Origin of the sequence: Pantoea sp. ME81 (genome assembly GCF_903970985.1) — a bacterium.
In the GTDB taxonomy this organism is placed as follows: Bacteria; Pseudomonadota; Gammaproteobacteria; order Enterobacterales; family Enterobacteriaceae; genus Pantoea; species Pantoea communis.
This window is the reverse complement of record NZ_CAJCKS010000015.1, coordinates 24,436-50,374: the sequence shown is the minus strand read 5'-3', so window position 1 is coordinate 50,374 and position 25,939 is coordinate 24,436. Positions and strand designations below refer to the sequence as shown.

25 protein-coding genes and 1 pseudogene are annotated in these 25,939 nt (G+C 49.8%); 15 read left to right on the top strand and 11 right to left on the bottom strand.

Features of this window, described 5'->3' with window-relative positions:
• Nucleotides 1-271: pseudogene (locus tag H7A81_RS04805) on the bottom strand (23S rRNA (guanine(1835)-N(2))-methyltransferase); the annotation flags it as partial.
• An 81-nt stretch (nt 272-352) separates the two neighbouring features.
• On the opposite strand from H7A81_RS04805, the gene H7A81_RS04800 reads away from it, so the two are divergent.
• Nucleotides 353-853, top strand: a complete 501-nt coding sequence (locus H7A81_RS04800) for a M48 family metallopeptidase (RefSeq protein WP_182056894.1) — start codon at nt 353-355, stop codon at nt 851-853.
• Here H7A81_RS04800 and H7A81_RS04795 read toward each other — a convergent pair.
• Nucleotides 850-2,529, bottom strand: a complete 1,680-nt coding sequence (locus tag H7A81_RS04795) for a chloride channel protein (protein WP_182056893.1) — start codon at nt 2,527-2,529, stop codon at nt 850-852. The genes H7A81_RS04800 and H7A81_RS04795 overlap by 4 nt on opposite strands.
• 139 nt (nt 2,530-2,668) lie before the next feature.
• Between H7A81_RS04795 and H7A81_RS04790 the strand changes: the two genes are divergently transcribed.
• The 3 genes from H7A81_RS04790 (at nt 2,669) to sstT (ending at nt 6,357) form a co-directional block, all read left to right on the top strand.
• Complete coding sequence (locus tag H7A81_RS04790; RefSeq protein ID WP_058959522.1) at nt 2,669-3,649, top strand: Gfo/Idh/MocA family protein; 981 nt, start codon at nt 2,669-2,671, stop codon at nt 3,647-3,649.
• A 263-nt stretch (nt 3,650-3,912) separates the two neighbouring features.
• Nucleotides 3,913-4,884 (top strand): TerC family protein, encoded by a 972-nt coding sequence (locus H7A81_RS04785; RefSeq protein ID WP_182056892.1) that lies wholly within the window; start codon nt 3,913-3,915, stop codon nt 4,882-4,884.
• 228 nt (nt 4,885-5,112) lie between these two features.
• Nucleotides 5,113-6,357, top strand: coding sequence for a serine/threonine transporter SstT (sstT, locus tag H7A81_RS04780; protein ID WP_182056891.1), 1,245 nt, complete (start codon nt 5,113-5,115; stop codon nt 6,355-6,357).
• 87 nt (nt 6,358-6,444) lie between these two features.
• Here sstT and H7A81_RS04775 read toward each other — a convergent pair whose 3' ends face one another.
• Genes H7A81_RS04775 through uxaC form a run of 3 tightly spaced genes read right to left on the bottom strand, consistent with a single transcriptional unit; the run spans nt 6,445 to nt 10,806 of the window.
• On the bottom strand, nt 6,445-7,935 hold the full coding sequence (locus tag H7A81_RS04775) for a UxaA family hydrolase (protein WP_182056890.1): 1,491 nt from the start codon (nt 7,933-7,935) through the stop codon (nt 6,445-6,447).
• A 4-nt stretch (nt 7,936-7,939) separates the two neighbouring features.
• A complete protein-coding gene (locus tag H7A81_RS04770; RefSeq protein ID WP_182056896.1) occupies nt 7,940-9,388 on the bottom strand; it encodes a tagaturonate reductase in 1,449 nt (482 codons plus the stop codon).
• Between the two features lie 2 nt (nt 9,389-9,390).
• Nucleotides 9,391-10,806, bottom strand: a complete 1,416-nt coding sequence (uxaC, locus tag H7A81_RS04765) for a glucuronate isomerase (RefSeq protein ID WP_182056889.1) — start codon at nt 10,804-10,806, stop codon at nt 9,391-9,393.
• Between the two features lie 388 nt (nt 10,807-11,194).
• Between uxaC and H7A81_RS04760 the strand changes: the two genes are divergently transcribed.
• From H7A81_RS04760 to H7A81_RS04715, 10 genes are all read left to right on the top strand, one after another.
• The gene (locus H7A81_RS04760) at nt 11,195-12,496 is read left to right on the top strand and encodes an MFS transporter (protein WP_097119559.1); all 1,302 of its coding nucleotides are present in this window, start codon (nt 11,195-11,197) and stop codon (nt 12,494-12,496) included.
• Between the two features lie 95 nt (nt 12,497-12,591).
• On the top strand, nt 12,592-13,365 hold the full coding sequence (gene exuR, locus H7A81_RS04755) for a transcriptional regulator ExuR (RefSeq protein ID WP_034829188.1): 774 nt from the start codon (nt 12,592-12,594) through the stop codon (nt 13,363-13,365).
• A gap of 321 nt (nt 13,366-13,686) precedes the next feature.
• Nucleotides 13,687-14,364 (top strand): DedA family protein, encoded by a 678-nt coding sequence (locus H7A81_RS04750; protein ID WP_034829190.1) that lies wholly within the window; start codon nt 13,687-13,689, stop codon nt 14,362-14,364.
• Complete coding sequence (gene mzrA / locus H7A81_RS04745; protein WP_034829191.1) at nt 14,361-14,729, top strand: EnvZ/OmpR regulon moderator MzrA; 369 nt, start codon at nt 14,361-14,363, stop codon at nt 14,727-14,729. The genes H7A81_RS04750 and mzrA overlap by 4 nt, the downstream gene beginning before the upstream one ends.
• Before the next feature lie 172 nt (nt 14,730-14,901).
• A complete protein-coding gene (locus tag H7A81_RS04740; protein WP_034829192.1) occupies nt 14,902-15,273 on the top strand; it encodes a DUF1090 domain-containing protein in 372 nt (123 codons plus the stop codon).
• A 34-nt stretch (nt 15,274-15,307) separates the two neighbouring features.
• The gene (locus tag H7A81_RS04735) at nt 15,308-15,613 is read left to right on the top strand and encodes a YqjD family protein (RefSeq protein ID WP_034829194.1); all 306 of its coding nucleotides are present in this window, start codon (nt 15,308-15,310) and stop codon (nt 15,611-15,613) included.
• Nucleotide 15,614: 1 nt separating this feature from the next.
• Complete coding sequence (locus tag H7A81_RS04730) at nt 15,615-16,010, top strand: phage holin family protein (protein WP_034829196.1); 396 nt, start codon at nt 15,615-15,617, stop codon at nt 16,008-16,010.
• On the top strand, nt 16,007-16,291 hold the full coding sequence (locus H7A81_RS04725) for a YqjK-like family protein (protein WP_038644523.1): 285 nt from the start codon (nt 16,007-16,009) through the stop codon (nt 16,289-16,291). Before H7A81_RS04730 ends, H7A81_RS04725 begins: the two co-directional genes overlap by 4 nt.
• A 206-nt stretch (nt 16,292-16,497) precedes the next feature.
• Nucleotides 16,498-16,908, top strand: coding sequence for a DoxX family protein (locus H7A81_RS04720; protein ID WP_058959530.1), 411 nt, complete (start codon nt 16,498-16,500; stop codon nt 16,906-16,908).
• Between the two features lie 80 nt (nt 16,909-16,988).
• Nucleotides 16,989-17,963 carry a glutathione S-transferase family protein gene (locus tag H7A81_RS04715; protein ID WP_160868601.1) on the top strand — a complete coding sequence of 325 codons (975 nt, stop codon included), beginning with the start codon at nt 16,989-16,991 and terminating at the stop codon, nt 17,961-17,963.
• A gap of 147 nt (nt 17,964-18,110) precedes the next feature.
• Here the strand turns inward: H7A81_RS04715 and mdtI are convergent, their stop codons facing one another.
• Nucleotides 18,111-18,440, bottom strand: a complete 330-nt coding sequence (gene mdtI, locus H7A81_RS04710) for a multidrug/spermidine efflux SMR transporter subunit MdtI (protein WP_034829202.1) — start codon at nt 18,438-18,440, stop codon at nt 18,111-18,113.
• Nucleotides 18,427-18,777, bottom strand: coding sequence for a multidrug/spermidine efflux SMR transporter subunit MdtJ (gene mdtJ, locus H7A81_RS04705; RefSeq protein ID WP_034829204.1), 351 nt, complete (start codon nt 18,775-18,777; stop codon nt 18,427-18,429). Before mdtJ ends, mdtI begins: the two co-directional genes overlap by 14 nt.
• Before the next feature lie 1,151 nt (nt 18,778-19,928).
• On the opposite strand from mdtJ, the gene H7A81_RS04700 reads away from it, so the two are divergent.
• Nucleotides 19,929-20,129: a hypothetical protein gene (locus tag H7A81_RS04700; protein ID WP_182056888.1), complete on the top strand. Its 201-nt coding sequence runs from the start codon at nt 19,929-19,931 to the stop codon at nt 20,127-20,129.
• Between the two features lie 213 nt (nt 20,130-20,342).
• Here the strand turns inward: H7A81_RS04700 and H7A81_RS04695 are convergent, their stop codons facing one another.
• The 4 genes from H7A81_RS04695 to H7A81_RS04680 form a co-directional block, all read right to left on the bottom strand.
• Nucleotides 20,343-20,696: a nucleotide pyrophosphohydrolase gene (locus H7A81_RS04695; RefSeq protein ID WP_182056887.1), complete on the bottom strand. Its 354-nt coding sequence runs from the start codon at nt 20,694-20,696 to the stop codon at nt 20,343-20,345.
• Complete coding sequence (locus tag H7A81_RS04690) at nt 20,677-21,531, bottom strand: HNH endonuclease (RefSeq protein WP_182056886.1); 855 nt, start codon at nt 21,529-21,531, stop codon at nt 20,677-20,679. The genes H7A81_RS04695 and H7A81_RS04690 overlap by 20 nt, the downstream gene beginning before the upstream one ends.
• Nucleotides 21,532-22,456: 925 nt before the next feature.
• Entirely contained in the window at nt 22,457-24,637 is a 2,181-nt protein-coding gene (locus H7A81_RS04685; protein WP_182056885.1) for an AAA family ATPase, read from the bottom strand.
• Between the two features lie 581 nt (nt 24,638-25,218).
• Nucleotides 25,219-25,878 carry a DUF4145 domain-containing protein gene (locus tag H7A81_RS04680; protein ID WP_182056884.1) on the bottom strand — a complete coding sequence of 220 codons (660 nt, stop codon included), beginning with the start codon at nt 25,876-25,878 and terminating at the stop codon, nt 25,219-25,221.
• Nucleotides 25,879-25,939 lie beyond the last annotated feature (61 nt).

The window sequence follows — 25,939 nt, the reverse complement described above, 5'->3', positions numbered from 1 at the left end:
CTTGATCTTCGTCCATCTCATTAAGACGCAGGTTCTGTTTCGCCGCCTGCTCGCTCAGCAGCGAGTCGCTGACGTGCCACACTTCACGGCCGTTCAGTCCGCAGGTCAACGCACCAAAGCTGTCGTTGAACACCAGCACCGGTCCTTCTGGCAGTTCTTGCTGCAACAGATATTCATCGGCGGAATCCCACGCCTGTAACGGGCTTTCTTCACGCATCGGCGGGAAGCGCTGCAAGGTCAGCGTGCGATTGGTCAGTTCAAGTTGGCTCATGGAATCTCCGGCGTGGTACACTTTGCGCGATTTTCGCCCTAAAAAGGGGGCGCAGTATACTGTCTTTCGTCGGGAATCCCAATGTCATTAATCTATCTGCAGGGTTATCCTGAAAACATCCTCGAACAGGTGCAGTTGCTGATCGATAATCAGCGATTGGGCAGCTTTTTGCAGGAACGCTATCCTGACACGCACAATATTGTCAGTGACCGTGCGCTGTATGATTACACCCAGGCAATGAAAAGCCGCTATATGCGCAGCGCGCCGCCGATCAGCAAAGTGCTCTGGGATAACAAAATTAAGGTGATGAAACATGCGCTTGGCCTGCACACCGCCATCTCGCGCGTGCAGGGCGGCAACCTGAAAGCCAAAGCCGAGATTCGTATCTCCACCTTCTTCCGTCTGGCACCGGAACCGTTCCTGCGCATGATCGTGGTGCACGAACTGGCGCACCTGAAAGAGAAGGATCACGACAAAGCGTTCTACCAACTCTGCTGCCATATGGAACCGGATTACCACCAACTGGAGTTCGATGCGCGCCTGTGGATGACGGATCAGGCGATGCGCGGTAACGCGGCTTAAAGAAACTCCTGCGCCTTCTGAATCAAACTGGTTTTGGTCAAGGCGCCCATAAAGCGGCGCTCCTGCGGGTTGTTGAGCACCGGTAAACGCTCCAGCGTCACGCGGGCAAAAGCCTCCCAGCCTTCACGCATACTCTGGTTCTGATAAATGCACGGGAAGTTATCATCCATCACGCTGCTGACCGGGGAATCCAGGGTGATCTCCTGCGATAACACTTTGCGCGAGATGTCATGGATCGATACTACCCCCAGAAACTGCCCCGCACTGTTGATCACATACACATAGCGTTCGCGCTTCAGCGAACTCACAGCCAGCGCCTGCCCCACAGACTCTTCCGGCTGGAGCGCCGCACCAGGAATGATCAGCTGATCTACGCGCATATTATCGAAATCGAATTTGGCTTCTGAGCGGCTAAAGTGGTTGCTCACCACCGGATAGGTGCTGGCCGATTGCAGTCGGTACACCACCATGGAAGCCAGCACCGAGGCGATCATGATCGGGAATAACAGGCTGCTGTTGAGCGTCATCTCCAGCACCATCAGCATCGCCATTAACGGCGCCTGACTCACGGCCGCTAATACCGCCGCCATACCAATCGCCGCGTAAAGCAGGGTATCGCCAACCGGCAGATGAAGTGCCACGCCCATCTGCGCCAGCGCCACGCCGAGCAGCGCACCAATCAGTAGCGAAGGGGTAAACAGACCGCCCACCGCGTTCGATCCCACCGACAGCGTGGTGGCCAGGGTTTTGAGCACCAGCAGGCCAATCAATCCGGCCAGTACATAGTGACCATCGATAATCTTGACGATCACTTCGTAGCCGTTGCCCAGAATATCGGTGGAGATCAATGCCAGCAAACCCACCGCTAAGCCACCAAGTCCCAGACGCGCAGGCAATGACTTAACACGACCAAATAGCATTTTGCTGCGGGCAATCAACTTGATCAGCAACCAACCGGCTAAACCGGCTACCAAACCAATCACGATGGTCATCAACAAACTGCTGATATCCATCTGGAACAAGGCTTCGGAGAGCGGATAGAGCGCACTACGAAAGCCAAGTGACCACATGGTCATCACCGCCACCGCCGAGGCGACAATTAGCGGGATCAGCCGCTGTAGCGCTGAGATACCAAAGGCAATTTCAGCGACAAATATCGCCGAGGCCAGCGGTGCGTGGTACACCGAAGAGAGCCCGGCCGCTGCCGCCATCGCCACAATATCGCTGTTACGCATCTGCGGAAACCAGCGGCCCATCAGGCTGCCACTCAGCGCGGAGAGCTGCACCATCGGCCCCTCTTTACCAATCGAAGCACCGCTGCCGATACTGGCAATCGAGGAGAGTGCGCGGAACAGCGAAGTTTTGGTCGGCACCGCATCCAGGCGCGCGTTGATCACTTCGAGATAGTCGGTTTTAACCGTTTCCTGTTTCTCAATCGCCACCGCATAGCGCAGGAAGAACCCCGCCAGCACACCGCCCGCGCCCACCAGCAGCGGCCAGAAAATCCACGGCCAGACGTGCATCGCCACAGTGATTTCGCTGTCGCTGTTAAACAGCAGGCGGTTAATCAGATCAATGACGCCGCGAAAGGCTAAGGTCACCAGCGACGCGACGAATCCCACGGGGATAGCAATCAGCAGTGTGGTCCAGTTCAATGCATGTTTACTTCCACTCACCCGCGCGTCCCCGCTAGCTGGTTAAAAAAATGTGCCGCATCATCATATTGGAATGCGGATCGCATGATCAAATTTCGTCTGACGAACGATCCGCTGAACATGCTACTCTGCCGCTTTACTGTTGCAGGAGTTCAAAGCCGTGATTCGTTTTGCCATTGTGGGAACCAACTGGATAACCCGCCAGTTTATCGACGCCGCGCATGAGACCGGCAAAATGAAGTTAAGCGGTGTCTATTCGCGCCAGCAGTCACAGGCGGATGCCTTTATCGCTGACTATCCCTGCAAACTTACCTTCACTTCCCTCGACGATTTGGCGGCCAGCCCGGAAATCGATGCGGTGTATATCGCCAGCCCGAATGCGTTACACGCTGAGCAAGCGATGTTGTTTATGTCGCACGGCAAACATGTGATTTGCGAAAAGCCGATGGCATCGAATCTGCGTGAGGCCGAGGCGATGATCGCCTGCGCGCGCCAGCATCAGGTAGTACTGTTCGAGGCGTTTAAAACTGCCAGCCTGCCGACCTTCCTGCAACTGCAGAACACCCTGCCGCAACTTGGCAAGCTGCGTAAAGCGTTGATTAACTACTGCCAGTACTCCTCACGCTATCAGCGTTATCTCGACGGCGAAAATCCCAATACCTTTAATCCGCGCTGGTCGAACGGTTCGATTATGGACATTGGCTTTTACTGCCTGGCTGCTGCCGTCACATTGTGGGGCGAACCGCAGCAGGTGAAAGCGCAGGCTTCGCTGCTGGAGAGTGGCGTCGATGCGCACGGTGTGGTGGTGCTGAGCTACGGCGATTTTGATGTCACGCTGCTGCACTCCAAGGTGAGCGATTCACTGATTCCGAGCGAAATTCAGGGCGAAGCCGGCTCACTGGTGATTGAGAAAATCTCGGAATGCCAGCAGTTGCGCTTTATCCCACGCGGTGGCGAGAGCCAGAATCTGACGCAACCGCAGCATATCAACACCATGCTGTATGAAGCCGAGGCCTTTGCCCAACGGGTTGAGCAGCGCCAGGTCGAGCATCCGGCACTGGAAGCCTCGCGCATCACAGCAAAACTGCTGACGGAAATCCGCCGCCAGACTGGCGTGGTGTTCCCGGCAGACCAGGCTTAAGTGTAAATATTGCAAAATATTTCAAACTCCCCATTGAATCCTTGCGCGGTTGGACGTATCTTCACCGCTGCAAAGGGGAGTAACTTGTAAGCTGATTGATCGTCATTACGATGCTAAACGCATCCGGTCGTCAGGCAACCCGGAATCTATTCTGAGTTGTAAGTGAGACCTTGCCGGAAGGCGAGGTTTGCTTGCAGCTTGATCAAAGCGGCTAACGTCTTCTGACTTAGCCGCTTTTTTATTTTCCGGACAGGATTACAACTATGCACACTGTAGGCACACCGTTACTCTGGGGCAGCTTCGCTGTTGTTGTGCTCATCATGCTGGCGATCGATCTCTTCTTACAGGGACGTCGCGGCGCGCAAACCATGTCATTTAAGCAGGCCGCCGTTTGGTCGCTGGTGTGGATCTCCGTTTCCCTGCTGTTCAGCGCCGCTTTCTGGTGGTACCTCGAAGGCACCGCCGGCCGAGAAGTGGCGACCGCACAAACCCTCGCTTTCCTCACCGGCTACGTGCTGGAAAAAGCGCTGGCGGTGGATAACGTCTTCGTGTGGCTGATGCTGTTCAGCTACTTCGCTATTCCGGCAAACCTGCAACGTCGCGTGCTGGTGTATGGCGTGCTGGGCGCGATCGTATTGCGTACCATCATGATCTTCGCCGGCAGCTATCTGGTGACGCAGTTCAGCTGGATCCTCTACGTGTTCGGCGCTTTCCTGCTGTTCACCGGCCTGAAAATGGCGTTTGCCAAAGAAGGCGATGACGCGGCGGTGGGCGACAAACCGGTGGTGCGCTGGCTGCGTAAACATCTGCGCATGACGGATAATCTTGAAGGCGAGAAGTTCTTCACCCGCAAAAATGGTGTGCTGTTTGCCACCCCGCTACTGCTGGTGCTGATCATGGTGGAGCTAAGCGATGTGATTTTCGCGGTTGATAGTATTCCGGCGATCTTCGCAGTGACGACCGATCCCTTTATCGTCCTGACCTCGAACCTGTTCGCGATTCTCGGTCTGCGCGCCATGTACTTCCTGCTGGCGAACGTGGCTGAGCGCTTCTCGATGCTGAAATATGGCCTGGCGATTGTGCTGGTGTTTATCGGTATCAAGATGCTGATCGTCGAGTTCTACCATATCCCGGTGGGCATCTCACTGTCGGTGGTGGGCGTGATTCTGGGCGGTACCCTGCTGATTAACGCCTGGGTTAACCACAGAAACGACCAGAAACGCATCTCATCATAATCTTCTGCAGGGGCGGTAATCGCCCCTGCTTTGTTTCGCCAGCTGCAAATTTCACCTTTCATAGCTCTGTCACATTTCATATCGTCAGCAGATCAAAAAACCGATCTGCGCCGCACGTCCAGAATTATCTCTTCCCTCACCAGGACTTTTCCTTATACTCCGCCGGGCAAACCGTTTGGCGCGGAGCAACCGCGCACAACACTCATACCGCTATAAAAAGACCGAACTATGCTAAATAACTTTATTGGACGTCTGGGCGCGCTGTTCGCAGGAAGCCTGGTAAAACAAATCATGATTGGCCTGATTGCCGGCGTAGCGCTGGCGTGGTTCTCACGTGATGCCGCTCTGGCCGTAGGTCTGCTGGGTGAACTGTTCGTTCGCGCCCTGAAGGCGGTGGCCCCGCTGCTGGTGTTGGTTTTGGTGATTTCTTCGATTGCTAATCATCAACAAGGGCAGAAAACCAACATCCGTCCCATCATCATGCTCTATCTGTTGAGCACCTTCTTTGCCGCTGTGGTCGCGGTCACCTTGAGCCATCTGTTCCCGCAAACTCTGTCAATGAACGTGGGCGCAACCGAAATTTCACCGCCGTCTGGCATTACCGAAGTGCTGCACGGTCTGTTGATGAGCATGGTGGCTAACCCGATTGACGCGTTACTCAACGCCAATTACATCGGCATTTTGGTGTGGGCCATCGGCCTCGGTCTGGCTTTCCGCCATGCCAGCCCAAGCAGCAAGGCGTTTCTTACCGATGCTTCGCATGCGGCGACGTGGGTGGTGCGTTGCGTGATTCGCTGTGCGCCGCTGGGGATTTTTGGTCTGGTGGCCTCGATTCTGGCCTCAACCGGCTTTGGTGCACTTGAGGAGTACGCAACGCTGCTGGCGCTGCTGCTGGGATGCATGGCCATCATGGCATTGGTGGTGAATCCGATTCTGGTGTTCCAAAAGATTCGTCGTAACCCTTATCCGCTGGTGTTTACCTGCATCCGTGAAAGTGGCGTGACCGCCTTCTTTACCCGCAGCTCTGCCGCAAATATTCCAGTAAATATGGCGATCGCCAAACGCCTGAATCTTGATGAAGATACTTATTCTGTGTCTATTCCGCTTGGCGCGACGATCAGTATGGCGGGCGCGTCGACCACCATCACGGTGCTGACACTGGCGGCGGTACACACGCTGGGCATTTCCGTGGATGTGCCGACGGCAATCCTGCTGAGTTTTGTGGCCTCGATTTGTGCCTGTGGCGCCTCGGGTGTGGCCGGCGGTTCGCTGCTGTTGATTCCGGTCGCCTGTAACATGTTCGGGATTCCGAATGACCTGGCGATGCAGGTGGTGGCCATCGGCTTTATCATCAGCGTATTGCAGGATTCCGCCGAGACGGCGCTGAACTCTTCAACCGACATTCTGTTTACGGCAGCGGTGTGCCAGGCGGAAGCCGAGCGCGAACCGTGTACGGTGTCTGAAACAGAATAAATTGGCATTGCACAGGGCGGCATTCATGCCGCCCTTAAGATAAGCAGGTGTGATTGTTGTCAGATGCACATCGATCGCACCTGATGTTTACAGCGTGACACCACTCTTAAATATCGCTAACTCGCGGAAATCATTGGCTTCGTTACGCGCCGGTTGGCCGTTGGCAATCGCCACAATCATATCGACGAAATCGGCCAGCATCTCCGGCATACTCATGCCCTCAATCAAACGCCCGGCATTAAAATCAATCCAGTGCGGTTTCTTCTCTGCCAGCTGCGAGTTGGTGGCAATCTTCACGGTAGGCACGAATCCGCCATAAGGCGTGCCGCGTCCGGTGGTGAACAACACCATATGACAACCTGCGCCCGCCAGCGCGCTGGTAGCCACCGCATCGTTTCCTGGCGCGCTCAGCAGATTGAGGCCAGGCGTGACCAGACGCTCGCCATATTTCAGTACATCCACCACCTGACTCTGCCCTGCTTTCTGCGTGCAGCCGAGGGATTTCTCCTCCAGCGTGGTGATGCCGCCCGCCTTGTTACCCGGCGATGGGTTTTCATAAATTGGCTGCTGATGGTCGATAAAGTAACGCTTGAAGTCGTTGATCATCGCCACGGTTTTATCAAAGGTGGCTTCATCCCGGCAACGGCTCATCAAAATGCGCTCTGCGCCAAACATTTCCGGTACTTCGGTCAGCACCGTAGTGCCGCCGTTGGCAATCATCTGATCGGAGAAGCAGCCCAGCATCGGGTTGGCGGTGATGCCAGAGAAACCGTCAGATCCGCCGCACTCCAGTCCGAACTTCAGTTCACTGAGCTTGCCCGGTTGACGCTGATCGCTACGCATCACGTTGTACAGTGCATGCAGCCGTTCAAGGCCGGCTTCGACTTCGTCGTCCTGCTTCTGACACTCCATAAAGTGCACGCGGTCACTGTCGAAGCCGCCCAGCGTTTCGCGGAACACATCCACCTGATTGTTCTCACAGCCCAGACCAATCACCAGCACCGCACCGGCATTGGGATGGCGCACCATGTTTTGCAGCATGGTGCGGGTGTTTTCATGGTCCTGACCGAGCTGAGAACAACCAAACGGATGGCTGAACAGGTGCACCCCATCGATCCCTTCTGCCTCGTTGGTCTCCTTGAGGAAGCGTGACAGAATCTGCCGGGCGATGCCGTTCACACAGCCCACCGTTGGCAGAATCCACAGCTCATTACGAATACCGACTTCACCACTGGCGCGGCGGTAAATCTGCACCTCGCGATCGCCGGCCTGAGCGGGGATATCGAGAAACTCCGGCTGGTAGTCGTACTCATCCACATCGCTCAGATTAGTGCGTGCGTTGCTGGAGTGAATGATTTCGCCAATGGCGATCGGGCGCGTGGCATGGGCAATCGGCAAGCCGTATTTGATCACCAGCGCATCCGTTGCCAGCGGCGCCAGCGCAAACTTGTGGCCCCGACCAACCTCTTGCTGCAAGGTAATAAACTGGCGATCAATTTCGACTTTGGCTTCGGCAGGCAAATCGCGCAGCGCTACCGCCACGTTGTCGCGCGAATGGATTCTTATCGCATCTTGCATAGCGTTATCTCAGTTGTACCAGCGCTGTCCGCATCCCGTGGACAACGATGTTTTGCAGGTGTTGGCTGACTGCGGCCACTAATCCGGGCCGCTGAGTGAGATCTTCGCCCCAGTGTGAGCGGTTGCAGAGTACCGCCTGCACCAACTGTTCCGGGGTCAATGTGTGCTGGTTTACGGCTGGCCACAGTTCTGCGAACTGCTGCAACCAGTGGTCGTCGTCTTGCAAAGGCCACTGCTGGTCGCCCTGCTTGCCGCGATAAAACGCCAGTAGCGCGGCAAAGGCGAAGGTCAGGCGCGGTGGCCATTCGCCGGTTTGCTGCTGAGACAACAACAGCTGCGGCAGCAAACGGGTACGGAATTTGGTCATGCCGTTGAGCGCAATGGAGAGCAGAGCATGTCGGATAAACGGATTGCGGAAGCGACGCTGTACTGCATCGGCAAAGGCGTGCAGTTCATCGCGCGGCAGATCCAGCGTCGGAATCACTTCCTCACGCAGCAGCGCATCAACATAGTTCGCAATGTCGGCATCATCCATCGCTGCACCGACGCTCTCCAGTCCGGCCTGAAACGCCACCGGCACCATCGCGGTGTGCGCCCCGTTGAGGATCGCCACCTTCTGCGCTTTGTAGGGCGTGATGTCATCGACGAACTTCACTTCCGGCGCCAGCGCGGCAAGTTTCAGTTCTTGCGCCAGCGCATCGGGCCCCTGAATCACAAACTGGTAATAGACTTCGCCCGCCACCAGATAGCGATCCTCGTAACCCAACTGTGCAGCGATGTCGGTACCATCGGCTGGATAGCCAGTAACGATGCGATCCACCAACGTGTTATAGAACGCACAATGATCCAGCACCCAGCGGGCAAATTCCGGCGGCAGCTGCCAGTGCTTGATATAGCGCAGCACCAAATCACGCAACGCATCGCCGTTATGGTCGATTAACTCGCACGGCACGATCAACCAGCCTTTCTCTGCCGCACCGCCAAAGTGGCGGAAGCGCGCCCACAGCAGTTGTGTCAACTTGCCTGGGAAGGAAGAGGCTGGCGCATCCTCCAGCCGATCCTGCTCAACAAAGGCAATGCCTGCTTCGGTGGTATTAGAGAACACAAAGCGCATCTGCGGCGCACGGGCCAGTGCGAGAAAATCCTCAAACTGCTGATAGGGCTGGATCTCGCGATTGAGGCTGCGGATCAGGCGGGTTTCACTCACCTGCTCGCCCTGCGCGTTCAATCCACGGATCAGCGTGGTGTACAAACCGTCCTGCTGATTCAGTGAGTCTTCCACCACGCGGTTACGCGGCCGCACCACCACCACGCCCGCATCGGTGCCCTGATGCTCATTGAGCCAGTCGAGCTGCCAGTCAATAAACGCCCGCAGGAAGTTGCCTTCCCCAAACTGGATCACGCGCTCGCTATAGCTTGCGCCGGGGAAATCGTGACGGTTTAGCCGCTGCATCATCAGGCTCCCAACTCAATGCCGAAGTAATCGCGCGCGTTGTTGAAGCAGATGTTTTGCACCATCTGTCCCAGCAGTGCTTCGTCGGCTGGCGCTTCACCGCGCTCAACCCAGTTGCCGATCATCTGGCACAGCAGGCGGCGGAAATACTCGTGGCGGGTATAGGAGAGGAAACTACGGCTGTCGGTGAGCATACCGACGAAGCGACTCAACAGGCCGATTTGCGCCAGCTGCGTCATCTGACGATGCATGCCATCAAGCTGATCGTTAAACCACCATGCGGAACCAAACTGCATCTTGCCGGGTTCACCTTCGCCCTGGAAATTGCCCGCCATGGTCGCCAGCACTTCGTTGTCGCGCGGGTTAACGCAATAAAGGATGGTTTTCGGCAGTGCATTGTTGCGGTTCTGCGCATCCAGTAAACGGCCCAGCGGGATCGCCATCGGCGCGTCATTGATGGAGTCAAAGCCTACATCCGGGCCGAGAATATCGAACTGCCGACGATTAGCATTACGCAGCGCGCCAATGTGATATTGCTGCGCCCAGCCGCGACGCGCATATTCGCTGCCGAGCCACACCAGCACCGCTGTTTTGAACTGCGCCACTTCTTCTTGCGTCGGTGCAGCACCTTGCAGGCGACGCGCCAGGATACTATCCAGCGTGCTTTCATCGGCCTCGGCAAACAGCACTACGTCCAGCGCATGGTCGGAGATTTTACAGCCGTGTGCGGCAAAATGATCGAGACGCAGGCTCAACGCGCGGCGCAGATCATCAAAGCGTTGCACGCTGACATCGGCGACCTGTTCCAGACGCTGAATCCAAGGCAGGAAGGTATCCAGCTCAATGTTGAAGGCTTTATCCGGACGCCAGCTTGGCAGCACTTTAACGCTAAAGCTGGCATCGTCCGCCAGCGTGCGATGGTGCTGCAGATCGTCAAGTGGATCGTCAGTGGTACCGACCATTTTCACCTTCATCTGCTGCATGATGCCGCGTGCGCTAAAGGCATCCTGCGCCAGCAGCTCATTGCACTGCTGCCAGATGCGATCCGCGCTCTGCTCATTCAGCAATACATCGGTAATGCCAAACGGACGGCGCAGCTCAAGGTGCGTCCAGTGATACAGCGGATTGCCGATAGTGTGCGGCACCGTGCGTGCCCAGGCGTTGAATTTCTCGCGATCGCTGGCGTCGCCGGTGCACAGCGTTTCGGGTACGCCATTAGCACGCATCGCACGCCATTTGTAATGATCGCCTTTCAGCCAAATGTCATAGAGATTGGTAAAGCGGTAATTTTCGGCAATCTGCTGCGGCGGTAAATGGCAGTGATAGTCGAAAATCGGCTGGTCTTTGGCGTAGTCATGGTACAGACGACGGGCGAACTCGCTATCGAGTAGAAAATCCTCACTCATAAAACGCGACATACCTGCTTCCTCATGTTTGGGGCCAATTGGCTTCTGATTCAAAGTTATCATACCAATTTTGACGATCGGCAAAATTGTTTGCGATAGACCTCACAATAATGACAGTTTCCCTGTGGGTATATGGACAAAATAGTCAGCCATATTGTACTAACTTGCTGTTATAACGCCTGTTTAGCGGATCACACAGCACATGCAGGGTTTTTGTGATGGCATTCAACTTTTAAAGTTGTATAACAAGTTAATCTCTCGCCTCGTTGATGCCGAACCTCCTGGCACATCTCATAACAACAAGGCGGCAGGTCTGATTCGTCATCGCCGCCAGCGGGAGTGCTCAAGTGCTCCCCTACCTTTAATGGCAAGTGTCACGACAGACTGGAAGAGGTTAATGATGCGTAAGATCAAAGGGCTACGCTGGTACATGATTGGGCTGGTGACAGTGGGCACCATACTCGGTTACCTGACGCGTAATACCATTGCCGTGGCTGCGCCGACGCTGGAAACGCAGCTGGGTATTACCACCCAACAATATTCCTATATCGTCGCCGCCTATTCGGCGTGCTACACCGTGATGCAACCTGTGGCAGGTTATGTGCTGGATTTGCTGGGCACCAAAATTGGCTACGCGGTGTTTGCCATCCTCTGGGCGATCTTCTGTGCTGCCACCGCCATGGCAGGCAGCTGGGGCGGTTTTGCGCTGGCACGTGGCGCGGTGGGCGCGGCCGAAGCGGCAATGATTCCTGCAGGCCTGAAAGCCAGTAGCGAATGGTTCCCGGCCAAAGAGCGTTCCGTCGCGGTAGGCTACTTCAACGTTGGTTCATCGATTGGTGCGATGCTGGCACCACCGCTGGTGGTATGGGCGATTCTGGCGCACAGCTGGCAGCTGGCCTTTATCATTACTGGCGTGCTGAGCATGGCGTGGGCGTTGTGCTGGTTAATATTTTATAAACATCCTAAACAGCAAACCAAGCTCAGCGATGAAGAGCGTCACTACATTATTTCCGGTCAGGAAGTACAGCATCAGACCGGCAATAACAGCAAAATGTCAGCCCGTCAGATTCTGCGTAATCGTCAGTTCTGGGGTATTGCCCTGCCACGTTTCCTCGCGGAACCGGCATGGGGCACCTTTAACGCGTGGATCCCGCTGTTTATGTTTAAGGTATACGGCTTCAACCTGAAAGAGATCGCCATGTTCGCCTGGATGCCGATGCTGTTTGCCGACCTCGGCTGTATCGTCGGTGGTTACCTGCCACCGCTGTTCCAGCGCTGGTTTGGCGTGAACCTGATTGTGTCGCGCAAACTGGTGGTGACCATGGGCGCGGTGCTGATGATTGCACCGGGCACCATTGGTTTGTTTACCAGCCCTTACGTAGCGATTGGTTTGCTGTGCGTCGGTGGCTTCGCCCATCAGGCACTGTCCGGTGCATTGATCACCCTCTCCTCGGATGTATTTGGCCGTAATGAAGTGGCCACGGCAAATGGCCTGACCGGCATGGCCGCGTGGACTGCCAGCACCCTGTTTGCGCTGGTGGTGGGTGCATTGGCTGATACGCTGGGCTTCAGTCCGCTGTTTGCCGCGCTGGCAGTATTTGACCTGCTCGGTGCCTGTGTGATCTGGACCGTGCTGAAAAACCAGCCGGTATCGGAGCTGGACGTACAGCACGTGGCACAACCGGCAACAGCTCGCACTTAATCTCCACGCTTTGGGCTGGCGCACGTCAGCCCATTTCCTCCACCCGGTCAAAGTGGTATAACAACTCATCCTTCCCTGCCACAGCGAACCGCGCAATGGATCTGAACGAATCCCGTCGTCTTTACCAACAACTCGCCAGTGAACTCAAACGTCGTATCGAGGCGGATGATTATCGTGTAGGCGATAAGCTGCCTGCTGAACGCCTGATCGCTGAAGAGATGGAAGTCAGCCGCACTGTGGTTCGCGAAGCCATCATTATGCTGGAAGTGGAAGGGTATGTTGAAGTACGTAAAGGCTCAGGCATCCACGTCATCAGCAATCAACAGCAAAACCGTGAGACCACCCCCAGCCAACTGGAATTTGCCAGCTTCGGACCGTTTGAGCTGTTACAGGCGCGCCAGCTTATAGAAAGCAACGTGGCCGAGTTTGCCGCCACCCAGGTCACACGCCAGGACATTATGGCGTTGATGGCGATTCAGGAAAAAGCCCGCCAGGAAGACCATTCTCGTGATTCAGAATGGGATATGCATTTCCACGTCCGCATCGCTCAATCCACGCAAAATAGCGCGCTCGCCGCGATTGTCGAGAAGATGTGGTTGCATCGCCTGCACAACCCTTATTGGCTCAAACTGCACGAACATATTGATGCGCGCAACATCACCAGCTGGTGCGACGATCATGACCAGATTCTGAAAGCACTTATGCGCAAAGATCCCGCCGCCAGTAAGCTGGCAATGTGGCAGCACCTGGAAAATACTAAACAGATGCTGTTTAACGCCACCGCCGACGATTTTGAATTTAATGTCGACCGTTACATGTTTGCGGAAAATCCCGTCATCCTGCCGGAAGGTAATGATAATTCTTATTGATTCTGCTGCATTTCCAGGCGAATAAGTCAGTTAATCTGCAATAGTGTCAGCTCATGTAAAGCTCCTTTTGAGCATCTGCGTCAAAAGGTAAAACTCCTGTGCGAGCGCCACTTTACACTGTCTGACCTGCGTGATTTTTGTTACAGTTATCGCCCTTTTCTTACCCTTTGCGACAGGGCTTTAAAAAGTCGCTGATTTAACAATCAATTCTGGATGGATCCGGAAATCCCGCAACGGCTGCATACCAAAAATGTATAACCAAGCCAGCCTGCGCCTCAGCCCCTTACGGGCACGTTTAACAATGATGTTCAGGAATGATTGATGGATATTTTGAAAGCATTGCTGCATGCCCTGTGGCAGCAGGATTACGAAATGCTCTCCGACCCGACACTGGTTTGGGCCATTTATGGCGTGCTGTTCTTGATCCTGTTTCTTGAGAATGGCCTGCTACCCGCCGCGTTTCTGCCCGGCGATAGTCTGTTGATTTTAGTCGGTGTTTTGATTGCCAAAGGCACCATGGGTTTCCCGCTGACCATCCTGATTCTGACCACTGGCGCCAGTCTGGGCTGCTGGGTAAGCTACATTCAGGGCCGATGGCTGGGGAATACGCCTACCGTACAGAAGTGGCTCTCGCACCTTCCGGCGCAATATCATCAACGCGCGCACAGCTTATTCCATCGCCATGGTCTTTCGGCCTTGCTGATCGGTCGGTTCATTGCCTTTGTGCGCACCCTGCTGCCGACCATCGCGGGGCTTTCTGGCCTGAGTAATGCACGCTTTCAGTTCTTCAACTGGATGAGCGGCTTCCTGTGGGTGCTGATTCTGACGGTGCTCGGTTTCGCGCTGGGCAAAACGCCGATTTTCCGCCGCTATGAAGATGAACTGATGTTCTGCCTGATGCTGTTACCGCTGGTGTTACTGGTGATTGGTCTGGTGGGCTCTCTGGTGGTGCTGTGGCGTAAACGTCAGTCTTCACGCAATGGGAATTCACAGCCATGATCAGATTCCGTGGATTCCCCAGGCGCTTCGTGCCCTGGGCGCTTGGCGCTGTGCTGGCGCTGCTGGCGGTGATTTTTGTGCCGTCGATGTTGCAGCACGATACCGTGGTGCAAATCCGTGTTGCCCACAATGGCACCAATCTGCCGGATGGCTTTTATCTGTATCAGCAGCTTAGTGCGCAAGGTGTGCGTATCAAAAGCATTACACCTGCGGGCGATGCGCTGGTGATTCATTTCGAAAATGAAGAACAAAGCCTTGCCGCCCAAAAAGTGCTGAAACGCTTACTGCCACAGGGCTTTGTCGTCGCAAGCGGACCGCAAGCTTCGCAGCAAGTACCTGACAGCAACCGCCCAACTTACAGCTGATTTTAGCCGTCTGGTGATAAGCCAGACGGTGAATCAATCCTCGCTATCCCCGCGTCTTCGTTGAATTTTTTCGTCTGCTGTCTATGCTTAAAGGTAGCGCGAGTTAAGACAAGCTGGGACGCTTCTCCTGCCCGGTTTGCGGCAGGTCATCAACAATGGAAGGTAAAACCTGATGAAACATCAATTACTGCTGGGTGCTATTCTGTTCTCCCTCTCGGGATCTCTGATGGCAGCTGAGTCGCTGTGTCAGCAAAAAGAGCACGACATTCAGCGCGAAATCGACATGGCTAAACAGCATGATAACCAGCGCCGGGTGACCGGGCTGGAGCGCGCGCTCACTGAAGTACGTGCGAACTGTACTGATGAGAGACTGAAGTCAGCCCACAGCGAACGCATTGCAGAGCAAAAACACAAAATTGCGGAACGTGAGCGTGAGTTGAAGGAAGAGCGTCAGGATGGCGACAAAGATAAGATTGAGAAGCGCGAACGTAAGCTGGAAGAGGCACAGCACGAGCTGAAAAAGCTTGAGGCTGAGCCCTACTAATCGGACTTAAATAGATGATGTAATGGAGAACTTCATGTCTAAAGACACCACATCTGAACATCTGCGTGCGGAACTGAAAAACCTTGCTGACACCCTGGAAGAAGTACTGAGCAGCTCGGCGGATAAATCGAAAACCGAACTGGACAAACTGCGCAGCAAAGCGCGCGGCGCGATTGAAAGTTCGCGTGAGAGACTGGGCGATTCCGGTGAACGCATCGCGCAATCCACGCGTGAAGCGGCAGAAAAGGCCGACGAGTATGTGCGCGATAATCCGTGGCACGGCGTAGGCATCGGTGCAGCTGTCGGTGTACTGATCGGCATCCTGATCTCACGTCGTTGATATGAGCGATAGTCAGAGCCACGGCCCAGGCAAAGGGGTCTTCAACATCGGTCAGCGCATCGTCACCACCCTGGTCGGGATGGTGGAAACGCGCGTCCGTCTGGCGATTGTCGAGCTGGAGGAGGAGAAAGCCAATCTGATTCAGATGCTGATGATGGTTGGACTGACGATGCTGTTTACCGCTTTTGGTTTAATGAGCCTGATGGTGCTGATCATCTGGGCGGTAGATGCGCAGTATCGGCTGATGGCGATTGCCATTACTACCGCCGTACTGTTTGCGCTGGCGCTGATCTTTGGTGTGTGGACGCTATATAAGTCACGCCAGTCAACGTTGCTACGTCATACCCGCAAGGAGCTGGAAACCGATCGCAGCTTGCTGGAGGAGCATCGCTCATGAGCCGTCGTGAACGTGAAGCACGCATTCATGAACTGTTGAATCAGGTTCAGCAGCAGCGATTGGATCTCAGTGCTGCACGCCGTGACTGGCTGGATGGCACCGCTCACTACGATCGCGGCTGGCTAACGTTTCTCAGCTTACGCCGCTATCTGGCGATTGGCAGCAGCGCACTGGCTATCTGGTCAATCCGCAGTCCTAACCGTATTTTGCGTTGGGCAAAACGCGGTTTTGGGCTTTGGAGTACCTGGCGCATGATTAAATCCACGCTCGAACCTCGCTAACGCCTTCATTTGAAACCGGATCTAAAAGATTCGGTTTTTCTTTATCAAAATCCCTGAACAACATTGACAGTTTAACTCGCTTACAACTGTTGCAACCTGCGACTATCATCTTCCTCCATCAGCCCAACGAATTGCGACCAGCGATTCTGCGGGATCAAAACCTTGCAGGCCAACAACCTGCTTCTTAATTCTTGTTGGAGTAAATGATGAAAAAATTCGAAGACTCAGGCCTGTTGCTGGCACGCGTATTAATGACCATTCTGTTCATCACTGCGGGCTGGGGCAAAATCACCGGTTATGCCGGTACCGCACAATACATGCAGGCGATGGGCGTCCCGGGCTTCTTATTGCCGCTGGTTATTCTGCTGGAGTTCGGCGGCGGTCTGGCAATTCTGTTCGGTTTCCTGACGCGTTTCACCGCACTGTTCACTGCGGGCTTCACTGTGCTGACTGCGTTCCTGTTCCACAGCAACTTTGCTGAAGGCGTTAACCAGCTGATGTTCATGAAGAACCTGTCCATCGCCGGTGGTTTCCTGGTGCTGGGTCTGGTAGGTCCGGGTGCATACAGCATCGACCGTCTGATTCGTGCTCGTTTCGCACCAGCAGCCGCACGCTAAGCACACAAGCGCTGCCAGAACACATATACTGATTTGCAGGGGCGAGGATTTTCCTCGCCCTTTTTCTTTATGGAGGGCTTATGGGACAACTGATTGACGGTGTATGGCATGACACCTGGTACGATACGAAGTCAACCGGTGGCCGCTTCAAACGCACAGAAGCAGTCTGGCGCAACTGGATCACCGCAGATGGCAGTGCTGGCCCCACCGGCAAGGCGGGTTTCGCTGCCGAGCGCGATCGCTATCATCTTTATGTTTCTCTTGCCTGTCCGTGGGCACACCGCACGCTGCTGATGCGCCAGCTTAAAGGGCTGGAAGAGATGATTTCCGTCTCAGTGGTGCATCCATTGATGCTGGAAAACGGCTGGACCTTCGACGACGATTTCCCGGACGCAACCGGCGACTCTCTGTATCAAAACGAATACCTCTATCAACTCTACCTGCACGCCGACCCGCAATATACAGGCCGCGTGACCGTTCCGGTGCTGTGGGATAAAACTCAGCACACCATCGTCAGTAATGAATCGGCTGATATTATCCGTATGCTCAACACGGCCTTCGATGCACAAGGTGCCCGCGCCGGGGATTATTATCCGCCGGCGTTGCGCGATAAGATCGATGAGCTGAACGGTTGGATTTACGACACGGTGAACAATGGCGTGTATAAGAGCGGATTCGCGACCTCACAGGCGGCCTATGATGAATCAGTCACCGCGCTGTTCCATTCGCTGGCGCGACTTGAGCAGATCCTCGGGCAGCATCGCTACCTGGCCGGCGATCGCCTGACAGAAGCGGATTTGCGTTTATGGACCACCTTAGTCCGCTTCGACCCGGTGTATGTCACGCATTTCAAGTGCGACCGTCACCGCATCAGTGATTACCGCAATTTGAGCGGCTTCCTGCGTGATATCTACCAGATGCCGGGCATCGCCGATACGGTGAATCTGCCACATATTCGCCATCACTATTACTGTAGCCACAAGACCATCAACCCGAGCGGCGTGATTTCGCTAGGCCCGGCGTTTGACTGGGATGAGCCACACGGCCGCGGTTGAGGTTAGTGGGGATCATTGCGTTCAACACACTCCTTTTTTAAGGAGTGTGTTGTGCAGGTTTTAAAAGGTGGAATACGAGGTGAACCGCCTGACACTCCATTTCTTCATGCGCGTTAGCCGCTAAGAGTCAGGCCGATGTGCCCACTTTTAAGCAAACTTAATCAGCACCATCCCAGCAATCAGCAATCCCACCCCTAACCAGCCGATGCGATTCAGACGTTGACCAAACAGTACCCAACCAGCCGCTACCGTTGCCACCAGACCAAAACCACCCCACAGTGCATAAGCCACTGAGAGATCGATCCCTTTCACCGCTTGTGACAACGCACTGAATGCCCCCAGCACCGCGACCAGTGAGAGCAGGCCGTAAATGACACGGCGGAAACCATCGGAGTATTTGAGAAAGATATTCGCGACGATCTCCAACCCAATCGCCAGTGCAAGCCAGGCAACGTGCACCGCATTAAACGTGGCCATGTTGCAGCTCCTTGCGTGTCAGCGTGCCAGATTTGATTAGCGCAATTCCCGCCACCAGCGTGATTAAGCCCGCCACCTTCATCAGCGATAAGGGTTCATCGAACAGCGTGACGCTGAACAGGGTGATAAACAGAATGCCGATACCTTCCCACATCGCATAGGCCACGCCTAAAGCGATACGTTTTACGGCGAAAGACAGGAAAATATAAGAGAGCGCAATCATCACCAGCATAAAAATAAAACCCGCGTTGTCGTCATTGACGCTGGCCCATTTCATAGAGAGCGTGCCGGTTATTTCAGCCAGGATAGCTAAAACTAATAAAAGCCAATAGCGCATACTTTCTCTCCTTAAGAGAAATAGAGAACTATCACGCGAAATAAACGCATGTGAAATTTTAAGAATATTTTTAAATAAGGAGAGTGTGGTGCTAAAGCGCGAAGCGCCAGTGCTGGTCGCAGATCGAGCAGTGGAAGTGTTCAGAGAGATAAATAGAGGTTGCCATCATTGGTGCGAGCATTTTATCCATAATTTTACAACTTATCCACGCTGTTGCTTTTCGTCGATGTGGATGAAAAATTGTCCTCGGTAGTGAAATACGCACCTATTCTGGCATAAGGTTTATTTTGTTATGCGGGATTTTCATTTCTTTACGCTTTGGCATTTTTTATTCTCTGCGAACGAGAATTTATTTTAATTATTGGTAAGCCGCGTTCTTTTCATAGAGAGTGGAGTGGACAGTCATTCATCTTGCCGCTGGACGCCAGATAGCAAAAACCCCGCCGAGGCGGTTTTTTCACATGAAAAAGTCGAAACTGAATGATAAGCCGCGTTCTTTTCATAGAGAGTGGAGTGGACAGTCATTCATCTTGCCGCCATACGCCAGATAGCATAAAACCCGCCGAAGCGGGGTTTTTACCTGAAAAGTCGAAACTGACCGGTAAGCCGCGTTCTTTTCATAGAGAGTGGAGTGGACAGTCATTCATCTTGCCGCCGTACGCCAGATAGCAAAAACCCCGCCGGAGCGGGGTTTTTACCTGAAAAGTCGAAACTGACCGGTAAGCCGCGTTCTTTTCATAGAGAGTGGAGTGGACAGTCATTCATCTTGCGCCGTACGCCAGATAGCAAAAACCCCGCCGGAGCGGGGTTTTTCCATAAAGAAGTCGAAACTGACCGATAAGTCAGGAACTTTCACCAATACATCAGGCATCTACGGCACTGCTGTTTTTCTTGTATCACACACTGTATCTCAGTTTGTATCCCACGGACAATCCATCCCCACCTGCAACTCCATCTCCTTCCTAAGTCCCTTCGTTAAGTCATGAGTGCTGGTATTTTTATAATCGATAAAATCGATCATTTTTATTGAATTGATCGATTTTATCGATCAATAATCATGTGAAATTTAACGATTAACATTGAGAAATCAGCAGGGTGTACAATAAAAAATGATTAAATTCATTGTGTTGCTCGTAATTTGGTGCGGAGTCATGCAAGAAGCCATTGCTACAGAAAAAATGGATATCCAAAAGGTGCAATCTGAAATTCGATACGTGGGTTATGAATGTGACAGTGTAAACGATGTTCAGCCAACACCATTCGCCAACGAACTGATTGTGACATGCGACAGGACTTTCAAATTCAGAATTAAATATGAACGTGGAGGAGCTTCGGTTGAAGTTCTGAGTTAATCCTTAATCTCAACCTCTCCCTACATGAGTATCGCATACAGCTCACGAGAATGAATTTGCTTGCAAGAGATATCTTGCAAGCCAGAAAAGCAATGTACCTCTTGGAATACATTTAAACTATTTGAATGGTAAAATGTAACCGTAAGAAGCGATTGGCAAATATTGTCAGTGGACTACTACTGGCCACCTCGCTGCTGTTGATGAGGATATGAGCTAAAACTCATTGCACTTTTTCGCTGAACCAAAACAGGTGTCCACAGGGTATTTCTTGTCGTTTATTTCAATCTTTCTATAAGCCGCATCAAGGATATTGATGTCTAATTTGCTCGATAGCTGGAGAAGGTATAAGAAAACGTCCGCCACTTCTTGTTCTGCTTGAGTCGACTGTTGAAGATTAAGATTCTTACTCTGTTCCTCAGTTAGCCATTGGAAAATCTCGTTTAATTCAGCAACTTCAACAGAAAGTGCAACCGAGAGGTTCTTCGGCGAATGAAATTTGTCCCAATTTCTAACTTGTGCGAAATCAGTTAATTTTTTCTGTAAGTCTTCAATACTTTTGCTTTTCATAAATTTCCCTCAGCTCATCGAGTGTTAACCATGGGCGTTTTCTATGTAGCATTCGGTGGCAATTTGAACAGACAATAGCAAGGTCATTAAGCTCAGTTTCTTCGCTCTTATCCCGAAGGCTTAGAGGTTTTTTGTGATGGCACTCTGCAAAACCATGGCCTAATTCACCGTATATCCCCTCAAAATCCATCGAGCAGATTTCACACTCAAGTTTGCCAGTTAAACTACGCACCTGTTTTTTCTTCTGCTCAACAATTTTTGAGTTTCTCTCTCGGGACAGATGCAATCTCAAGATAGGCTGACCTTCATACGCGGATGTCTCAAGAGTTGATTTTTCATCCGCTTGTTCATCCGCGTTGCAGGTAATATCAGTTAGCAGTTCTACAGAACTGGCCTTAGTGATTGCCCCCTGTGTACAGGCAGAATAGCGCACTGCCTCAACGAATGCTTCATTGAAAAATTCTGTTCCAAAAAATATGTCCTCACCATAATCTTGGACAATTTCGAAGTCGAAGCGGTATGGATAATCATCATCCGGCCATACTTTTTTCGATGAACTATAAAAACTATTTGTAACCTCACCAACTACAATCTTTTGTACCAACCCACGAAAATTATGCAACTGCTCTTTTCCCACCCGGGAGAAGCCCGGGGGTGGTGCCCCTTCGGCTTTTAACCAGGAGATAGAGTAAACAAAGGCAACTAAATCACCGGTTTTTATGTTCCGAACAGTTTCCTTCTTTGACTCCTTTACTCCCCAAACTCCCTGATTCATGCCAATAGAGAAATTAATCTTCGAATGTGGTTTATCTGATATGTATACAGCCCAGATCACTTTGTAGTCCTATGAAATTATGATTATTACTATAATATGATCATAATCATAATTATTGCACTTAAAATTATTAGTTGGATATTCATTCTTCGTAGAGCATTCATCGCAGATGATGGCAAGTTTTAAACATCAACTTAAGTTTTATAAAAGAGGGGCATCTACTTCGGAAATACTGGCTGACAATTCATCCCGGCCCATATTTTAATCATAATGTTACAAAAAGCACAATTCGACATATATAATATGGGCTTTGAATGTGGTATGGTGGATGACGCTCAGAATTCAACTTTCGCCGACGAATATACCGTGACGTTCGAAACGTGTTCATGAATTAATACATTAAATGTCTATGACGCAATAACTTTGATGTTACACCATTATAAAACCGTTATACTCAGCATCATAACCCTTAATGTATTGCCATATCATCGATTGATGAGTCTGGAGCGTATTCCCCCTTTGAATCCTGTTATCAGAAATAATAAATAAGATTAATTTCATAAAGCTAACAAGAAACGCAAACGCAAACGCATAATTTATGAGATTAGTGAAGTGCTTATCCTCACGATATAGCCCTCGCCGACAGCTTATCAGCTGCAAAAAAAATCACTTACATCTTGAAATAAAATGTTCAGTCATTATAATTCGTTATGTTACCACCCCGGGTGCCTCTTCACCTTACCTGTTACGTGCTTGTACACAGGGTGCAAGGACTAACCAGTGTCCCACTGGGAAGAAAAGGAGAGCCATCATGGGTCCGAAAGTCGTCGATGTATGTAGATACAAACGCTTTCGTTTCGGTCGCTGGGAAGATGTGTGCAAGCACAAACGCTCATTGCCGAATCGCTAAGTGATACACCCGTCGGTGGTAACCTCCGATACTGTAAGGTCGAGTTAGTTAGCTCTCGACCTCAATAAATTTAAGTTATGCTGTTTTTTCGGCTCCCATCATTGCATTAAAATGATCTTCATCTCCAGTATCAGTAAATATCCTCTCAAACATTTCCAAGTAAACACCAACTTCAATATGACCTATAGACTGAATATTTTTCCCGTCTGAATGTGAATGCCTGTTTATAAATCTATAGAATGAGTTATAACGAGGTTCTGCATGAGAATCGGCAAGTGATTTCAAAACCTCTTTAAGCTTGTCTTTCTTACAAGAAAAACTGAAATAATACTCAAGAATATTTCTCATCACATTTGGCAAGATGATGGAGTTCACGGTCCCATTTTTTGCGTCTTTCAATGTTTGCCATAATGATTGATATTCATTCAGAATATCGTCTCTTTTCAATTGAAAACATTGGCTAAACTGGCCTTTGACTATTCGATTAAAACTCCAATTCTTTATGATGTTTTTTTCGGAACTTGCTGTTATAACCAACTCTTGGAAGAAAAATAGACTGTGCGTCAAAATGATGAACTTTTTTGCTACATCCTTCAAAATTAGATCATTAAAGATCATTGCAGATATCTCATATATATAATTATGAGAAAGACTTGAAATTGGATCATCGATTACAATAAACTTGTCTTTGATGACATCATCTTTATTTTTAATCCCTTTGCATTGTTCTAAGAAATACAAGAACGATATTATCGTTTTTTCACCTTCGCTTAATGATTTAAATACACTCTTAGTATTACTTTGCCCCTCCCGGTGAAGTCTATATGTTTCTGATTCATCTTTATGCTTTATTAATGTGAATCCCATCACACCAAGAGATACGAGGCTATCATTAATCTTACTTATTGTTTCTTCAATATTTATAACCTCGCTCGACTTTATTCTATTTTCGGATTGCAATTGCTTATTCTTTTTATTTATATTTTCAACTTCTTCAACCAGCTTATAAATCAAATCATCTAATTCTTTCGATTGCTCATGATACCGATTGATGGATGTCTCGTTCATTAATCTTAAATGGGAGAGGAGGTCTTGTCGTAATATTTCACATTCACCATCGTAATTATCAATTCTCTTATTGTGCTCTTCTATTTTTTCATTTAACTCATTGACCTGATCAATTAAACCATTAAGTATGTTTTTGTCGCCATTTAAATATATAGACTCTGATGGAGAGGATTTTTTACTTTCTATTAATTCTTCGTTCTTTTCATAATGATGCTGAATATCTCTGATGTTTTTTAACAATAAGTTATTATCTACTAATTCACCGAGATCATTAAAACTAACCAAGTAGTTGTCTAAATTATCACGCCAAATTGCATAACGTTTTTTTACAGCATCAACCTCTAATAAACCTTCATTATACGTTTCGTCGAATATATTGTTTAAGTCTTGTTTGAAAGCATCTCTGTTTAATTGCTGTTGACAAAATGGACATTGATCATCCATTAAATATTGAACACCAGCTCTTATCCAGTCAGAATTAGATAGCTTTTCTATAGCTTTCGACAACTGACTATTACTGGTACTTAATAATGGTGTGCTTAAGACCTTACTATCTTCGTCTGATAATATTGGAAGTATCAATTTAGGTATGCGTGAATACTTGACTTCTTTGAACTTATTTAAATATTTATATCTTTCCTCCAAGTTGGAAAACTCAATTTCTTTGACTTTATCATGTTCATTAATAGCTTCAAAAAGTTTTTGTTTCCTTGACATCCAGTTTACGAGATTACTAATTTCAGACTTCCTAACACTTGCAGTCCTATTCCAAACTTCATCTATTATTTTAGCGCATACAGACTCCTTTAACTCTCTCTTCTCTTGTGCATCATTATTCTTAATGTCTATCTCTCTAATATTACTCGTTATAGTCTTCTTGTTATCCTCAATGATTTTAGTTATTTCAGCATTTTCACTGTTAAGTGTAAAAACTCCCGGTTGAGTTTGACTATTGTGGAATGTTTCATCAATATAATCTTGATTAAACACAAGGAATTGAACATCTTCCTCGGGTGTCAGCCTACAATTAGCATATTCTGCACTGTTTGGATTGAAGAAATAACCAGATATTGTTGATTTACCACTTCCATTTAATCCATAAATTAGATTTACTCTGGAAGTGAAATCAAATTCTACGTCCACGTCAGGACTGTAACTTCTAACAGATTTAACGAATAATTTTGTCATTTAGCTTTCCTTACGTTCCAACAAAATCCAAGTTAATATCTCAGGGGTATTTTCACTTAACAAATGGTAGAGTCAGATAAGTTTTAATGCCAGGCTGAATAAAAATAAATGGCAGCCCCTATCTCAAGCATACCTCTTTCATGCTATAATTTTCATCATTTATTTTTAGAGGATTATATACAGTTGGGGATAAATACCCCTTTGTATTCATTTCAATCTACCGATACGTTACACCATAATATTTCTCTTGTAAATTACCACTGACTCCTCTATAAACACGAGTTATCAAAATAATAAAAAGCAGTTAGATAAATTTTTAGACCTATTAAATTTACATGCATCGCTTATAAATAGCGATTTAACCGAAATATTTACAGTACACCTTTACTTGTGACATTTTGGATAACCCTTTGTATTTACATGAGTATAATTTAAAGAGCAAATCATCCAAGTCGGCTAATCTTAGGAAGCCTGCAGGCATTGTATGAGATCATCAAAAAAATATTAAAGTCATGTTTTACATATTGAACCATACGAAAAACTAACCATTTAAAAAATAATAAATTTTCCACATTCTATTATCATATCTTAACCCTGGGGGTTGGGTTTATTTTACTTACATTTAGTTTATTTATGTAGATAGATTCAATGACATTTTCCGTTATATCCATTATGCTATTTATTTCACTACTGGAAGCTTTGTAACTTCGATGCATACTCGCATGACCAGCTTCGATTACTTTATCAATTGCTTCATATTGATACTTTGATATGAAACCTTCATCTTTTAACTTAGATAAATTTTTCTTGAAGGTCCCATGATCACCAATAACTTCAACCATCACCATTTCAAGCAATGCCCTAACTCCCATAATTGCTAATCGAGGCATATTGTTTTTCAACGCTATATAAATCTCTCTGAAAACCTCAGCTTTATCAGATTGCTTAAATAATATCGCATCACCATCAATTCGATGTAGCCACTTCGGTTCCTTTCTAATGGTTTTAGGTGGATACTGTACAGAATAATACTCGTCATTCATCCCGCTGAATGTGCTTTCGATGAACAATGTGATTCCTTCACAACCCATACATTCAGAAAGATAATAGTTATCCTCCTCAAAATAAGTAATTTGCTCTCCTTCCTCCTCAACTTCTACTTTTTTCTTGTAGGAAAGAATAGAATGTTTTGTTTCACGTGAGCAATTATTGCAATAGATTTTTTTAATATCGTTTGACATATCAATTTTCATTTGCTTAATTTTCACTCAATCATACTCGAGCATTAAATTTTTTTACAGA